This is a genomic window from uncultured Parasphingopyxis sp., assembly GCF_937129435.1.
GTDB lineage: Bacteria > Pseudomonadota > Alphaproteobacteria > Sphingomonadales > Sphingomonadaceae > Parasphingopyxis.
On record NZ_CAKZNF010000041.1, the window covers coordinates 22,687 to 38,105 of the forward strand.

Consider the following 15,419-nt stretch of genomic DNA (forward strand, 5'->3'; position numbering starts at 1 on the left):
TAGCGGGAAACGGCAGGAAGGAACGACATGGCCACCACCCCGACCCCAGAAGGCCCGACATCCGAAGGCGCGCCCACCGCGACGAAGGAAGAGACGACACTCAGCCTCGACGCGCCCGATCCGGTGCCGACAGTGACGGCCGAAAAGGCGGCAGGCCTTGTGCCGGTCGATCCCGAAAAACAGGCCAAACTCAACGAGAAGGTCGACAAGTTTGTCGACGAGCTGATCGCGCAGGACGCGAACAGCCCCGAATTCGGCGAGAAGGTCGACCAGATCACCCATATGGGCCGCAAGGAAATCGCCGCGGCATCGGGCCAGTCGAATCGCTTCCTCGACCGCCCCGTCCGCTCGATGGACGAGAACAGCGCCATCGGCACCGATCTCGCCGAACTGCGCCGCACGGTCGAGGATCTCGACCCCGCGACGCGCGGCAGCCTGACCGGGTCGCGCAAGCTGTTCGGAATCATCCCCTGGGGCAACAAGCTCAGAAACTATTTCGACAGCTACAAGAGCGCGCAGAGCCATATCTCCGAAATCCTGAAGCGCCTGTCCTCAGGTAAGGACGAGCTGACCAAGGACAATGCGGCGATCGCCGTCGAACGGCAGAATCTCTGGGATGCGATGGGCAAGCTCGAGCAGATGATCCACGTCGCCAAGGCGCTCGACGCGAAGCTCGAAGCCAAGGCGAACGAACTCGACGCGACCGACCCGGAAAAGGCCAAGGCCGTCCGCGAAACCGCGCTCTTTTACGTCCGCCAGCGGACGCAGGACCTGCTGACCCAGATGGCCGTCAGCGTGCAAGGGTATCTCGCGCTCGATCTGGTCAAGAAGAACAATGTCGAGCTGATCAAGGGCGTCGACCGGGCCTCGACGACCACCGTCGGCGCCCTGCGAACGGCCGTTACCGTGGCACAGGCGATGACAAACCAGAAGCTGGTGCTCGACCAGATCACGGCGCTCAATACGACGACCGCGAACATGATCGATTCGACCGGCGAGATGCTGAAGACGCAGACCGGCGCGATCCACAAACAGGCGGCCGAATCGACGATCCCGCTCGAAACGCTCCAGCGCGCCTTCCAGAACATCTACGACACGATGGACGAGATCGACCGTTTCAAACTCGAAGCACTGGGTTCGATGAAGCAGACCGTGACTTCGCTAGAAGGCGAGATCGAGAAATCCAAGGGCTATATTGCCCGCGCCGAGGGGGCCGAACGCGGCCAGGCCAAGGCAGCGCCGATGCTGGAGGCCCTCGATTGATCCAACCCCCCTTCCCCGCATGTGAGAAACGATGGAAATGACGTCCGAATCCGACCGTATCCTGCAACAGGCAGATCAGCTGCTCCGCCGCGTATCGCCGGCGGCGCGCGACCTTGCCCGTCGCCAGCGCCAGCGGCGTCAGCAACGGATGATGCGGCGGCTTCGCACGGCGGTCATCTGGGGTGCGGTGATCATGGCGGCGATTATCGGCGTCAGCATGGTGCTCAGCGCGCTCAACCTCGCATGGATCGTCGGCGGACTGATCATCTGCGCGATCATCGCCTTCTTCATCCTTGTCGCGCCGGGCGAGGAAGAGACGACGGCGGAAAAGCTGATGGAGAGCGAACTGCCCGCGCTTCCGGCGAAGACCGAGAGCTGGCTGGCCAGCCAGCGGCTCGCCCTGCCCGCCCCGGCCGCGCGGCAACTGGACGGTATCGCGACGCGGCTGGAAGAACTTCGGCCGCAGCTGGAAAATCTCGACCCGCGCGAACCTGCGGCGGTGGAGGTCCGGCGCCTCGTCGGCGTCGAACTTCCCGAACTCGTCGAGGGCTATAAGCGCGTTCCCGAACATCTGCGCCGCGACGATGGGCGCGGGCGCAGCCCCGAAAAGCAGCTAGTAGAGGGCCTCGGCATCGTCGAGGAAGAAATCGGCCGCATGACGCGCCAGCTCGCCTCGGGCGACCTCGACGCGCTGGCGACGCAGGGCAAATATCTCGAACTCAAATATCGCGGCGACGAGGAAGTCAGCGGATAGGCTGGCCCCGATGCCGCTTTGTCGTCATTGCGAGGAGCCGAAGGCGACGCGGCAATCCAGAGCCGCAAAGAACCCTGCTTGCCGCTCTGGGTTGCTTCGCTTCGCTCGCAATGACGGGAAAGCCAACTGCCAGCCTTCCGGTATCACCTTCCTACCGCTCGACGCACATCGCGATGCCCATGCCGCCGCCGATGCACAGCGTCGCCAAGCCCTTGGACACGTCGCGCTTCTGCATTTCGTAGAGCAACGTCGTCAGCACGCGCGCACCCGATGCGCCGATCGGATGGCCGATGGCGATGGCGCCGCCATTGACGTTGACCTTGTCGGCGTCCCAGCCGAGTTCCTTGCCCACTGACAACGCCTGGCTCGCAAAGGCCTCGTTCGCTTCGATCAGGTCGAGATCGGCGATGCTCCAGCCCGCCTTTTCCAGCGCGCGCTTCGTCGCCGGGACCGGGCCAATGCCCATGATGGAGGGATCGACACCGGCCGAGGCCCAGCTGGCGATCCGCGCCATGACAGGGGCGCCGCGCCGCTCGGCCTCTTCGGCGCACATCACGACGAGCGCGGCGGCGCCATCGTTGATGCCGCTGGCATTGGCGGCGGTCACCGTGCCGTCGGGCTTGAAGGCCGGGCGCAGGCCGGAAAGGCTTTCCGCCGTCACCCCCTCGCGGATATATTCGTCGGCCTCGACGACCGTCTCGCTCTTGCGCGACTTCACAGTCACCGGAGTGATCTCGTCCTTGAAACGGCCGGCGGCACGCGCCGCTTCGGCGAGGTTCTGCGAGCGCGCGGCGAAGGCGTCCTGGTCCTCGCGCGTCACCTGATATTGCTCGGCGAGGTTCTCCGCCGTGATGCCCATATGGTAGCCGTTGAAGACGTCGGTCAGCCCGTCCTTGATCATCGTGTCGACAAGCTCGAGCGAACCCATTTTCTGGCCGCCGCGCAAATTCTGCGCATGGGTCGAAAGCGACATCGATTCCTGCCCACCGGCAACGACGATATCGCTGTCGCCATTGGCGATCGCCTGGCTCGCCAGTGCGACGGCGCGCAGCCCCGAACCGCAGACCTGATTGACGCCCCAGGCCGGGATTTCCTTCGGAACGCCCGCCGCCATCGACGCCTGTCGCGCGGGGTTCTGCCCCTGCCCCGCCGTCAGCACCTGGCCCAGAATGACTTCGGAGACCTCGCCCGGCTCCACGCCCGACTGGGCCAGCGCGGCTTCGATCGCGGCACGGCCGAGTTCATGGGCGGGTGTACTGGCAAACGCGCCGAGAAAGCTGCCGACGGGCGTGCGCTTGGCGGCGGTGATGACGATATCGGACATGGGACGACTCCTTGGGAAACGATTGTTGTTTGTTTTCCGGCGTCGATATCACCCTTGCTGCACCTGCGAAAGCCATGTCGCAAGCGGCTCCCATAGCGACTGACGCGCTCTCCCGCCGACGATCATGCCGACATGGCCCTGCGCCAGCGTCCAGACTTCGCCGGCGCGCGCCGCGCTCGCCTCGGGAACGATGCGATCGGTGGAAGATACGATGTCGAGAACGGGGCAATCCAGCGCCGAAAGATCGACGGTCTCGCCGCAGATTTTCCACTCCCCCTTGCCAGTGACGTTCAGGCCGAACAGTTCCTCGATCAGTTCCTGTCCGGCGCCGAAGGTGAGCGGAGGGCCGCCATTCGCCCAATCCTCCAGTGCGACGAAAGCGGCCGCGGCATCGCTTTCCGGTTCGAGCGTCGCGAATTTTTCGAACTTGCGGACCGTCCGGCTGGGGTCGAGCTTCCAGAAGGCCGTTTGCAAGACTTCCATCGGCAGCGCGCCGAGCGCCTGCGCGGCGGGATGGGCCTGGTCCCACAAGGCAGACAGGCCCTCATGTGCGTCCTCCGGAAAGCCATCGAACCGCCATGGCGACGCGATCATCGTCAGCGAGAGCGGCGCGCGAGCCGTCGCGGCGCCGGCCGCCATCGTCCCGCCGAGACAGTAGCCGACGAGATGACAGGGCCGGTCGAGCGCATCGAGCAGCGGCAGCAGCAACCGTTCGACATGTCCCGCAACGGTGAGCTTCGCCTCCTCCGCAAGCGGAGCGCCCCAGTCCATCAGCAACGGATTGAAGCCCTGTCCCGCCAGCCAGCGCAGCAGCGAATTGCCTTCCGCGAGGTCGAGTACCGTCGGTGGATTGATCAGCGACGGGACAAAAACGACCGACGCGCCCTCCCCGCCATAATCGAGCAGCCGCGCGCGGCCATGCGAAACGCGCACCGGTGGCGGGTTGATGCGCGGGCGCCGCGGCGCCGCCTGATAGACTCGCAACCCCGCCAACGCCCGCTTCATCCGCTCCGGTGATTGTGCGGTTTCGCTGCGCAGCAACTCAAGGAAAAGCGGGAGTGGGCGCGGTTTATGTTGCACCGCACTTTCCGCAGGTGCTAAGGCAGCGGGAATATTGGGAGATTCGCCAATGGCCAAGAACGCCTCCGATTCCGATACGATCATCATCAAGAAATATGCCAACCGGCGGCTCTATAACACCGGAAGTTCGAGCTATATCACGCTCGATCATCTCGCACAGATGATCCGCGACAAGCAGGATTTCAAAGTCGTCGACGCCAAGAGCGGCGAAGATATTACCCGCGGCGTCCTGACGCAGATCATCATGGAGCAGGAAGGCGGGGGACAGAACATGCTCCCGGTCAGCTTCCTGCGCGACCTGATCGGCATGTACGGCAATTCGATGTCGGCGATGATGCCGCAATATCTCGAAGCCTCGATGCAGGCCTTCCAGCGCAACCAGGAAAAATTCCGCGAGACGATGGAAGGCGCGATCGGATCTGGCCCCTTCGGCGAGATCGCGCGGCGCAACATGGAGATGTTCGAGGCCGCAACGAGCGCTTTCGGCGGCCGCCCGGGCACGACCGCCCGGCCCGGAACCTCCGCTCCCGCCGCAAGCCGGGACGACGAAGTGGCCGCGCTCAAGGCGCAGCTCGCCGAGATGCAGGACAAGATCGACAAGCTGAGCGACTAGGCCGCATTGCTTCGGCAGGGGCGCGGAAATCATGCCGCATCTTCATCCGCGCACGCTGTTCATCGCGCTCGGCATCGGCTTTCTGCTCGCCGCCGCCTGGGCCTCATGGATGGACAGGCGGCGTCAGAATCGCGCCAACCCCGATCGCGTCGGCATCGTCAGCTGGCCGCTGATTCTGGTGCTTGCCCTGACGGGAGCGGCGATCATGGCGCTCTTGGCGATACGAGCTTAGGCAGGTCTAGCGATCGTCATTGCGAGGAGCCAAAGGCGACGCGGCAATCCAGAGCGGGAAGCGCGGCACTTCGCCTCCCTGGATTGCTTCGCGTCGCTCGCAATGACGGATTGGCGGTAGAGTAGCGCGCGGAAACCCTGCTCAATTTCTACAAACACGACTCCAGGCACGGCTGTTCGAAACCGAACGCCTTGGCCTTGTCCAGCGTATAGGGGCGCAGGCCCATAGAGCGGTATTCGCCGACGATTTTCCCGTTCTCGTCCTCGTCGATATATTCGAACTTGAAGAGTTCCTGGGTGACGATCACGTCGCCTTCCATGCCGATCACCTCGGTAATGTTCGTGGTGCGGCGCGAGCCGTCGCGCAGGCGCTTCACCTGTACGATCAGGTCGACCGAGTCGGCGATCTGCTTCGAGATCGCTTCCTTCGGAATCTTGATGTCGCCCATCAGCACCATGTTCTCCATACGGCCGAGGCATTCGCGCGGGCTGTTGGAGTGGAGCGTACACATAGAGCCGTCATGGCCGGTGTTCATGGCCGCAAGGAGGTCGAAACACTCCTTGCCGCGAATTTCGCCGAGGATGATGCGGTCGGGACGCATACGCAGCGCGTTCTTCACAAGGTCGGCGATGGTGATCTCGCCCTTGCCTTCGAGGTTCGCCGGGCGCGTTTCGAGGGGCAGCCAGTGCGGCTGCTGCAGCCGCAATTCGGCGGCGTCCTCGATCGTCAGCACGCGTTCGCCCGGATCGATCATCTTCGACAGCGCGTTGAGCATCGTCGTCTTACCCGAGCCGGTACCGCCCGAGATGACGATGTTGAAGCGGCTGGCGCCAGCGACCTTCAGGAAGGTCGCCATCTTTTCGGACATCGAGCCGAAGCCCTGCATCATATCGATGGTGATCGGCTTGTCGGAGAATTTACGAATCGAGATCGCGGTGCCGCGAAGCGAGAGCGGCGGCACGATCACGTTCACACGCGACCCGTCGGCGAGACGGGCGTCGGCGAGCGGCGTAGTCTGGTCAACGCGGCGCCCGACCGAGTTACATATGCGCTGTGCGATCTGAAGCAGGTGTGCCTCATCGCGGAACTTGATCGAGGCAAGCTCGAGCTTGCCCTTCTTTTCGATGTAGGTCTGGTCGGGGCCATTGACCATGATGTCGGACACTTCGGGATCGTGGAGCAACTCCTCGAGCGGGCCGAGGCCGAGCAGCTCGTCGACAAGCACCTTTTCGAGCGCGAACTGTTCGCGCCGGTTGAGCGTGATCTTCAGCTCGGCGAGCACCTCGGAAATGATCGGCCGGAATTCCTCGGCCAGCTCATCCTTGGTCAGCGTGGAAGCCGCTTCCGGATCGACGCGTTCGAGCAGGCGCGGCAGCACCTGTTCCTTGATCTTGTGGACCGACGCCTCGAAACCCGTCGCTTCCTCGAGCGCCTCGGCAATCGAATTGGACCGCTCATTGAGCTTGTCCATCGCGTTCGGCGAAGACGGAATCGCGGTGCCGTCATCGTCATACGATTCGATGTCGAGCGAATCGATCGGCGGAAACTGTTCCCCGCCCTGGGCCTCTTCCTCTTCCGGTTCGTCTCGCGAATCGGAAAGCGATTCCTGAGTCGGGTTGCTTTTCATCGGGCGCGCAACGCCGAAGCTCGGCTTCTGCCCCGCGCCGCCCTTGCGTCCAAATGCGCTCATCCGTCCCTCAATTCCTTGGCTCCCGCGACAAGCGGGCCGATCAGGGACATGGTGAATAAGTTCAAAACTTTGATTATTTCCTAATGGCTGGCAATGCGAGGCGATGACGCCGCCCGACCCTGCGCCTCCCGCCAAAGCCGGCGACAACGATGCACAGGGTATGATGATCGCCTTGCTGGGCTTCGGGTGCCTGACGATCGGCGACGGCGTCATCAAGTCGATCGCGGGCGAATGGCCCGGCACGGCCGTAGCGGGCATGCGCTATCTCATTGGAACAGTTGGGCTTTTAATCATCCTTCTTGCCGTCGAAGGGCGCAAGGGTTTGCGCTTTCCGATGCCTTGGGCGCAGATCGGGCGCGGCGTTTCGGTCGGGGTCGCGACCATCGCCTTTTTCAGCGCGATCTTCCTGATGCCACTCGCCGATGCGGTCGCGATCCAGTTCACCTCGCCGATGCTGACGGCGCTGTTATCGGCGCTCATTTTGGGCGAACGCCTGCCCCGCGCCGCCTGGCCCGCCACGCTGATCGCCTTTGCCGGCATGTTGCTGATCCTTCGGCCGAATGTCGCGGATCTCGGCTGGGCGGCTTTGCTACCCGTCGTGGCGGCTTTGGGTATCTCCGCGATGATGGTTTTCAACCGCATGGTCGCGGGCAGCGGGTCGGTGCTGCTGATGCAATTGCTGATCAGCGCAATCGCCGCGCCGGTGATCGTGCTCGCAGCGATAATCGGCCATTTCAGCGGTTTCGAGGCGCTCCGTGTCGACACACCCGGCTGGTCGGTCGTCGGGCGCTGCGCCTTCGTCGCCGTCACCGCCACGCTCAGCCATTTGTTGATCTATGTCGCGACAACCAAGGCCTCGGCCGCGATCACCGCGCCCATGGTCTATGTCCAGCTGCTGACCGCGGCGATCATCGGCATTGTCTTTTTCGGCGACTGGCCCGACCCGCTGGCGCTGGCCGGCGCGATGCTGATCATCGGCGCAGGGCTGTGGCTGTGGTGGCGCGAGAGACGGCGTGCGAAACTCCTGTCGCCCGGCACCCCTGCCTGACGCATCGCGAGTCTCAGCCGATCCCCTCTTCCGCCCGCAGCGCCTTGCGGTCGAGCTTGCCGATCATGGTTTTCGGGAGCTCGTCACGCACGACGACTTCGGCCACGCGCTCATGCTTGCCGAGCTGGGGGTTGAGCCAGGCGAGCAGGTCCGCGCCGGACACCGTCTGGCCCTTCTCCAGCGCCACGAACGCCTTGGGCTTCTCGCCAGTATAATCGTCGGGCACACCGATCACGAGCGCCTCCTTGATCGCATTGTGGCGATAGAGGATGTCCTCGATCTGGCTCGGAAAAACCTTGAAGCCGGACACGGCGATCATGTCCTTCAGCCGGTCGACGATATAGATGTAGCCCTCTTCGTCGATCGTCCCGACATCGCCGGTACGAAGGAAACCGTCGTGCAGGATCTGGTCGTCGGCATCGGGACGGTTCCAATAGCCGTACATCACCTGCGGCCCGGCGATGCAGATCTCGCCGGGTTCGCCCTCGGGCGCGGGTTCCGACGGATCCTCCTTGTCGACGAGCTTTACGATGGTCGAGGGGATGGGCTGGCCGATCGAGCCTTCGCGATTCTCGCCGTCATATGGATTGGTGGAAACGACGCCCGAACTTTCGGTGAGGCCATAGCCCTCGACAAGCTTCGCGCCGGTCAGCGCCTCGAACTTGTGCTTGGTCTCGATCGGCAGCGGCGCGCCGCCCGATACGCAGACGCGCAATGAGGAGAAGTCGGTCTTCGCCGTGCGCGGATGGTCGAGCAGCGCGGTGTACATGGTCGGCACGCCCGGCAGCCCTGTCGCCCTTGTGCGCTCGATTGCCTTGAGCGCCTGGGCCGCGTTCCAGCGCGGCAGCATGATGATCTCGCCGCCGCGATACACGGTGCGGTTGAGCACGGTGGCATTGGCGAAGACGTGGAAGAAGGGCAGCACGCCGAGGATCCGGTCCTCGGCCTCGGGCTCGGGATCGACGGCGCAGATCTGCCGCGCGTTCACGGTGATGTTCTGGTGGGTCAGCATCGCGCCCTTGGGCGTGCCTGTCGTGCCGCCGGTATACTGGATCAGGGCGATATCCTTGCGCGGATCGATCGGCACGCGGCTGACCTGCCCGTCATTGTCGACGAGTTCGGCAAAGGGGATGACGTCGCGGCGGGTCGGGATGTCCGCCACCTCGCCGCGCTGGAACATCCGGAACAGCAGCGATTTGGCCAGCGGCAGCGCCTCGACGACCGTGCCGACGACGAGCTTTTCGAGCGAGCTGTTATCGAGAACTTCGAGCGCCGTCGGCAGCAGCGCCTTGGCCGAGAGAGTGAAGAGCAGCTTCGTCCCCGAATCCTCGACCTGATGACGCAGCTCGTCGACCGAATAGAGCGGCGAGAAATTGACGATCGTCGCGCCCATCTTCATCGCGCCATAATAGGCGGCGAGATAATGCGGGACGTTGGGCAGGAAGATACCGACGCGGTCGCCCTTCTTGATCCCGGCCTGCTGCAGCCCGCGCGCGACGCGGTTCACGCCGAGCCGGACATCGGCGTAACTGAACTTCCGCCCCATGAAATCGGCGAGATAGGCGTCGGGATGCTTGGCCGCGCTTTCGGCGAACATCTGCGGCACGGTGAGCGGCGCGAAATTGCGGTCCCAGCTTGTCGGGTGGCGATAGTCCTCGCGCCAGATATCGGGGATTGCGACCATGGTACTTCCTGTCCTGAACTCCTGGGCGCTGCCGTTTTACTGACATGGCTGTCAATAGCAACATCGCGGATGACGGCCCCGCAATGTCGCGCTATGCCGCCTTCCGCCATGACCGACGATTTCTACCGCATCAAGCGCCTGCCGCCCTATGTCTTCGCCGAAGTGAACGCGATGAAGGCCGAAGCGCGAGCGCGCGGCGAGGATATCATCGATCTCGGCATGGGCAATCCGGACGGCGCGCCGGCGCAGCATGTCATCGACAAGCTCGCCGAGGTCGCGAACGACCCGACCGCCCATCGCTACAGCGCGTCGAAGGGCATCAAGGGCCTCCGCAAGGCGCAGGCCGCCTATTACAAGCGCCGCTTCGACGTCGATCTCGATCCCGAAAGCGAAATCGTCGTCACGCTCGGTTCGAAGGAAGGGCTCGCCAACCTCGCCCAGGCGATCACCGCGCCCGGCGATGTCGTGCTCGCGCCCAACCCGAGCTATCCGATCCACACCTTCGGTTTCATCATCGCCGGCGCCGCGATCCGGTCGATCCCTGCCGCGCCCGGCCCCGACTTCTTCACGCGGCTTGAATATTCGCTGAGCTACAGTGTGCCCAAGCCTTCGGTCCTCGTCATGGGCTATCCGAGCAACCCCACGGCCTATGTCGCCGATCTCGATTTCTACAGGAAGGTCGTGGATTTCGCGCGCGAGCACAAGCTCTGGGTCATCAGCGACCTCGCCTATGCGGAAATCTATTTCGGCGACGAACCGACGCCGTCGCTGCTGCAGGTGCCCGGCGCCAAGGACGTGGCGGTCGAATTCACCAGCATGTCGAAGACGTACAGCATGGCCGGCTGGCGTATGGGCTTCGCGGTCGGCAACCAGCAGCTCATCGCCGCGCTGACGCGGGTAAAAAGCTATCTCGACTATGGCGCCTTCACCCCGATCCAGGTCGCCGCGACCGCCGCATTGAACGGTCCGCAGGATATCATCGAGCACAACCGCAAACTCTACAAATCGCGCCGCGACGCGATGGTCGAAAGCTTCGGCCGCGCGGGTTGGGACGTGCCCCCACCACCCGCCAGCATGTTCGCCTGGGCGCCGATCCCCGAACAGTGCAAGTATATGGGCGCGATGGAGTTCTCGAAGGACCTGCTCCGCCATGCAGGAGTCGCCGTGTCGCCCGGCGTCGGCTTCGGCGAGGAAGGCGAAGGCTATGTCCGCATCGCACTGGTCGAGAACGAACAGCGGATCAGGCAAGCGGCACGTGGGGTGAAGAAATATCTCGAGGGGTATCGCTCGAACAGCGCGGGCGGTTAGCCGAGCCCTTAATCCGAGCATCTGCGAGGTAATATTGAAGTTCAGCGATCCACAATCCAAGACTGAAAGTTCAACAGGCTGGGCATTTGTCCTTTCGCTTCCGGTTGTTGGTATCTTGATCGCGTATGCGGCCTTAGGCTTGCTGGGAGATTGTTTCGGCGATGAAAAATGCCTCGCTGGTATGAGCGAGAGCCGGAGAATTATCTATCTCAGTCCGATCATTGCCATCGGGGTGTTCCTCGCGATCAAAGGGATGATAGATTTTATCAGACGCCAGCGAGACAGGTAGAAGGCAATGACCACCCCCATCGAATTCTTCTTCGACCTGTCCAGTCCGTGGACCTGCCTCGCCTTCCACAATATTCGCCCCCTTGCTGCCGAAGAGGGCGCAAGCATCACATGGCGGCCGATCCTCGTCGGCGGTGTCTTCAACGCCGTGAACCAGAGCGTCTATGCGTCTCGCGAAGACGCAACAGGGCCCAAGGCGCGGCATTTCGGCAAGAGCCTCAAGGACTGGGCGGCCTGGTCGGGCGTGCCGATGAATTTCCCCTCGCCGCATCATCCCGTGCGGAGCGTCCATGCGATGCGGCTGTGCTGCGTGCTGGAAGACGATCAGCCCGCCCTTGAACGCTTCGCCGAGGCCGCCTTCGCCGCCTATTTCGGCGACCAGCGTAATCTCGACGATCCCGAGGTGCTCCGCGCCATCGCCGACGAAGCGGGGTTCCACGGGGCCGCGCTAATCGCGCAATCGCAATCCGATGCCGCCAAGGCCCGGCTGCGCGCCAACACCGACGAAGTGATAGAGCGCGGCGGATTCGGCTCGCCGAGCATCTTCGTGGGCGGCGACGATCTCTATTTCGGCAATGACGAACTGCCGCTCGTCCGGCGCGCGATTCGGGTAGCGCAGGGCCGCGCCGAGGCGTAAAAGGCGCGTTCACCAAAAGGACTCGCAGCAATGGACGCCCCGCCCACCGAAACCGAAGAAGATCCCCGCCGCAAGCGCGCCTTCATCCTGGGCGGCGTTGTCCTGGTGGCGGCTTTGGCCTGGAACTGGGACGGCTGGTTCGGCGATGGCGAGGGTCATGGCATCACGGTCGAAGTGGGCGACACCGAAGAGGCCGCCGATATCGTCGAACGGGAACTGAGCGAGATCGGCCGCGGCGAACAGGGCGCGGAAATTGCGGCGCGAATTCGCGCGGCCGGCGGCGACGAGGCCGAAGCTGAAACCGCTTCAAGGGCTGCGCCGGATAGTGCGGCCGAAGGCGAAGCTCGCAGCGAGGACACCGCACCCGCAAGAACCGCCGGAACGGGCGACGCGGAGACCGAGGAAGAGGCAGAAGCCGGCCTGTTGATGTAGGCGCTCGACCGTCCGCGCATTGCGTGCGGCCAGCCGTTGCTTACACCCATGTAGATGGGCTAAATCTCTCCGCCGAGAGAGGAACATGCCGATGAAACTGCTTGCTGCTGCAACGCTGTCGCTGCTCGTCACGACGAGCGCCTTTGCCGCTATCCATAATGTCGAGGCGGGGCCCGATGCGCAGGAGCGGCTCCAGACCGCGCTGATCGAGGCCGAGCCGGGCGATACGGTGCAGATCGGCGAAGGCCGGTTCGAACTCACCGACGGCCTGTCACTCGATGTCGACAGGGTCACTGTAGCGGGCGCAGGCGCCGATGCGACCATCCTCGATTTCACCAACCAGCAGGGAGCCGGCGAAGGGCTCTATGTCACGTCCGACGATGTGGTCTTGCGCGATTTCGCAATCGAGAACACGACGGGCGACGGGATCAAGTCGAAGGACGCAGATCGCATCACCTATACCGGCCTGCGCGTCGAATGGACAGGCGGGCCCAGCCCCGACAACGGCGCCTATGGTATCTATCCGGTCGAATCGACGCATGTGCTCGTCCAGAATTCGATCGTGCGCGGCGCGTCGGACGCCGGCATCTATGTCGGCCAGTCGGATCAGATCGTCGTCCGCCACAATGTCGTCGAACAGAATGTCGCCGGGATCGAGATCGAGAACAGCTACAACGCCGATGTCTACGAGAATGCGGTCAGCCAGAATACCGGTGGCATCCTCGTCTTCGACCTGCCCAATCTGCCGCAAATGGGCGGCCATTCGGTGCGCGTGTTCCGCAACGCCATCGCCGACAACAATACCGACAATTTCGCGCCGGAGGGCAATATCGTCGCCGGCGTTCCGGCGGGCACGGGCATCATGGTGATGGCCAACCGCAACGTCCACATCTTCGAGAACGCGCTGACCGACAACGGATCGGCAAGCGTGATGATCGTGGCCTATCGCCAGCCCTTCGAGGACGAGAATTACAATCCCCTCCCCCGCGACGTGGTGGTGCGCGACAATGTCCAGAACAATGCAGGATATGCTCCCGATTTCGCTGGCGGCGCGGAGCTGGCGGCCGCGATGGGCGGCCGCATCCCGCCGATATTCTGGGACGGCAACGGAAGCGGGATCGTCGTCAACGAGAACACCCCGGTGCTCTCGCTTGGCCTGACCCGGCCCGGCCAGCCGGTGACCGAGGCCCGGCCCGCGCCCGCCGATCTTCGCTCCGACAGCGTGCCGACGGAACCAGAGGCAGTGGTGCTGCCCGATAGCATGGCGTTCGCAAACGAGTGATCCGCCTGATCGCCGTCCTCCTTGCCTGGCTGACGCTTGCCGGACTGAACGACGTCCCGGCCGTCAACGACGCGGCGATCATGGATGATGGCTATCCGCGGCAATTGTCGGACTTCGCCTTCTTTTTCGACGATCACGCGCAGGAGCCCAATGCGCGTGTCCATGCCTATGAACTCAACACGCCGCTCTTCACCGATTACGCGGTCAAACAGCGCTGGGTTTACGTGCCGCCCGGGCAGCGAATCGCCTATGCGCCGGACGGCACGTTTGAATTCCCGGTCGGCAGCGCCCTCATCAAGAGTTTCGGCTATCCCGCCGATTTCCGCGATCCCGACAGCCCCGTACGGCTGCTCGAAACGCGCGTGATGCTCCGGCGGCCGGATGGCTGGGTCGCGCTGCCCTATGTGTGGAACGCGGACGGCACCGAGGCGGTGCTGGCACGCGCCGGGCGGCGGATGCCGGCCTCTTTCATCGACGCGGATGGCGAAACCCGCGAATTCAGCTACCGCGTCCCCAACCAGAATCAGTGCAAGGGCTGCCACCAGCGCGACGATGAAATCCAGCCGATCGGGCCGAGCGCGCGCAACCTCAACAACGGCACGCGGCTGGCGCAATGGGTCGATTGGGGCATTCTCGGCCGCTCACCCGCCGATGCCCCGCGGATCGCCGTGTGGGACGATCCGGCGACCGGCACGCTCGACGAACGCGCCCGCGCCTATCTCGATGTTAATTGCGCCCACTGCCACCGCCGCAATGGCAGCGCGAGCAATTCAGGGCTGTTCCTGACCTATGAAGAGCCCGACTCCGTCGCGCGCGGTATTCTGAAACGCCCGGTGGCGGCGGGGCGCGGCAGCGGAGGCCATGATTTCAACATCGCGCCCGGCCATGCCGACCGGTCGATTCTCGTCCACCGGATGGAATCGGACGATCCGGGCGTCCAGATGCCCGAATTGGGACGTGAGTTGCTGCATCGGGAGGGCATCGAGCTGATTCGGCGCTATATCGATGCGATGCCAGCCGCTAATGACGGGCAAGGATGACCTCCCGCGAATCGACCCGCTTCCTGCCGCTGGCGCATGACGACGAAGATCAGTTCGATCGCAGTCTGGGCGATTGGGCGGTGCAACTCGGTATCGGCGCGATCCAGTGGCCCTGGCTGCTGCGCTCGCTGCGGGGCGGCAGCAAGGCGGAAAAGGCGCGGTTGCTGGCACGGTTGGACTTGCCCTACGATGCGCTTCCCAATCTCGGCAGCTGGAAGGCCGATACCAGCCTGCTGCACCGGATCGTCGACCGGATATTGGAAGCGAAGCCCAAGCTCGTCGTCGAATTCGGCGCCGGCGCATCGAGCCTCATCGCGGCGCGGGCGCTGCAGCTCAACGGGACGGGCACACTGATCAGCTTCGACCAGCATGAAGGCTTTGTCGACGCGACCCGCCAATGGCTCGCCGATCACGGCCTTACCGCCGATATGCGCTGCGTTCCGCTGAAACCCGCGCCCGAGCCGTGGGACGGGCTCTGGTATGATTTCGGCAGCCTGCCGGACGGGATCGACCTGATGCTGATCGATGGGCCGTGCTGGACGATCCATCCTTTTACGCGCGGCGGCGCAGCGACGGTGTTCGACCGGATCGCACCGGGAGGCATGGTGATGCTCGACGACGGCGCGCGACCGGGCGAGCGGCTGGTGCGCCGCAAATGGCAGAAGCACTTTCCCGAATTCGATTTCCGCCTCGTCAGCGAAGGCACCAAGGGCACGGTGGTCGGCACGCGGCGCGCATAGAAAA

General features: G+C 63.9%; 16 protein-coding genes. 12 read left to right on the forward strand and 4 right to left on the reverse strand.

The window, feature by feature from the left end; translation table 11 throughout:
- Positions 1-27: 27 nt before the first annotated feature.
- Positions 28-1,263 (forward strand): toxic anion resistance protein, encoded by a 1,236-nt coding sequence (locus Q0139_RS07960; protein ID WP_298019870.1) that lies wholly within the window; start codon positions 28-30, stop codon positions 1,261-1,263.
- A gap of 37 nt (positions 1,264-1,300) precedes the next feature.
- The gene (locus Q0139_RS07965) at positions 1,301-2,017 is read left to right on the forward strand and encodes a hypothetical protein (RefSeq protein WP_298019872.1); all 717 of its coding nucleotides are present in this window, start codon (positions 1,301-1,303) and stop codon (positions 2,015-2,017) included.
- Positions 2,018-2,168: 151 nt separating this feature from the next.
- Here Q0139_RS07965 and Q0139_RS07970 read toward each other — a convergent pair whose 3' ends face one another.
- Positions 2,169-3,341, reverse strand: coding sequence for an acetyl-CoA C-acetyltransferase (locus Q0139_RS07970; protein ID WP_298019874.1), 1,173 nt, complete (start codon positions 3,339-3,341; stop codon positions 2,169-2,171).
- A gap of 48 nt (positions 3,342-3,389) precedes the next feature.
- Positions 3,390-4,472: an alpha/beta hydrolase gene (locus tag Q0139_RS07975; protein ID WP_298019942.1), complete on the reverse strand. Its 1,083-nt coding sequence runs from the start codon at positions 4,470-4,472 to the stop codon at positions 3,390-3,392.
- Here Q0139_RS07975 and phaR point away from each other — a divergent pair.
- Both phaR and Q0139_RS07985 read left to right on the forward strand, forming a co-directional pair.
- On the forward strand, positions 4,471-5,034 hold the full coding sequence (phaR, locus tag Q0139_RS07980) for a polyhydroxyalkanoate synthesis repressor PhaR (protein WP_298019876.1): 564 nt from the start codon (positions 4,471-4,473) through the stop codon (positions 5,032-5,034). The genes Q0139_RS07975 and phaR overlap by 2 nt on opposite strands.
- Before the next feature lie 31 nt (positions 5,035-5,065).
- Complete coding sequence (locus tag Q0139_RS07985; protein ID WP_298019878.1) at positions 5,066-5,266, forward strand: hypothetical protein; 201 nt, start codon at positions 5,066-5,068, stop codon at positions 5,264-5,266.
- A gap of 148 nt (positions 5,267-5,414) precedes the next feature.
- Here Q0139_RS07985 and Q0139_RS07990 read toward each other — a convergent pair whose 3' ends face one another.
- Positions 5,415-6,956: a CpaF family protein gene (locus Q0139_RS07990; RefSeq protein WP_298019880.1), complete on the reverse strand. Its 1,542-nt coding sequence runs from the start codon at positions 6,954-6,956 to the stop codon at positions 5,415-5,417.
- A 103-nt stretch (positions 6,957-7,059) separates the two neighbouring features.
- On the opposite strand from Q0139_RS07990, the gene Q0139_RS07995 reads away from it, so the two are divergent.
- Positions 7,060-8,004 carry a DMT family transporter gene (locus Q0139_RS07995; protein ID WP_298019882.1) on the forward strand — a complete coding sequence of 315 codons (945 nt, stop codon included), beginning with the start codon at positions 7,060-7,062 and terminating at the stop codon, positions 8,002-8,004.
- A gap of 13 nt (positions 8,005-8,017) precedes the next feature.
- Here the strand turns inward: Q0139_RS07995 and Q0139_RS08000 are convergent, their stop codons facing one another.
- Entirely contained in the window at positions 8,018-9,688 is a 1,671-nt protein-coding gene (locus Q0139_RS08000; protein WP_298019885.1) for a long-chain fatty acid--CoA ligase, read from the reverse strand.
- A gap of 108 nt (positions 9,689-9,796) precedes the next feature.
- Between Q0139_RS08000 and Q0139_RS08005 the strand changes: the two genes are divergently transcribed.
- The 7 genes from Q0139_RS08005 to Q0139_RS08035 all read left to right on the forward strand — a co-directional run bounded on the left by Q0139_RS08005 (position 9,797) and on the right by Q0139_RS08035 (position 15,415).
- Entirely contained in the window at positions 9,797-10,996 is a 1,200-nt protein-coding gene (locus tag Q0139_RS08005; protein ID WP_298019887.1) for an LL-diaminopimelate aminotransferase, read from the forward strand.
- 34 nt (positions 10,997-11,030) lie between these two features.
- Entirely contained in the window at positions 11,031-11,285 is a 255-nt protein-coding gene (locus Q0139_RS08010; RefSeq protein ID WP_298019888.1) for a hypothetical protein, read from the forward strand.
- Positions 11,286-11,291: 6 nt separating this feature from the next.
- A complete protein-coding gene (locus tag Q0139_RS08015; RefSeq protein WP_298019890.1) occupies positions 11,292-11,921 on the forward strand; it encodes a 2-hydroxychromene-2-carboxylate isomerase in 630 nt (209 codons plus the stop codon).
- 30 nt (positions 11,922-11,951) lie between these two features.
- Positions 11,952-12,353, forward strand: coding sequence for a hypothetical protein (locus tag Q0139_RS08020; RefSeq protein WP_298019892.1), 402 nt, complete (start codon positions 11,952-11,954; stop codon positions 12,351-12,353).
- 91 nt (positions 12,354-12,444) lie between these two features.
- Entirely contained in the window at positions 12,445-13,635 is a 1,191-nt protein-coding gene (locus tag Q0139_RS08025) for a parallel beta-helix domain-containing protein (RefSeq protein ID WP_298019893.1), read from the forward strand.
- Positions 13,632-14,675 (forward strand): SO2930 family diheme c-type cytochrome, encoded by a 1,044-nt coding sequence (locus Q0139_RS08030; protein ID WP_298019895.1) that lies wholly within the window; start codon positions 13,632-13,634, stop codon positions 14,673-14,675. The genes Q0139_RS08025 and Q0139_RS08030 overlap by 4 nt, the downstream gene beginning before the upstream one ends.
- Positions 14,672-15,415 carry a class I SAM-dependent methyltransferase gene (locus Q0139_RS08035; protein ID WP_298019897.1) on the forward strand — a complete coding sequence of 248 codons (744 nt, stop codon included), beginning with the start codon at positions 14,672-14,674 and terminating at the stop codon, positions 15,413-15,415. The genes Q0139_RS08030 and Q0139_RS08035 overlap by 4 nt, the downstream gene beginning before the upstream one ends.
- The last annotated feature ends 4 nt before the right edge of the window (positions 15,416-15,419 follow it).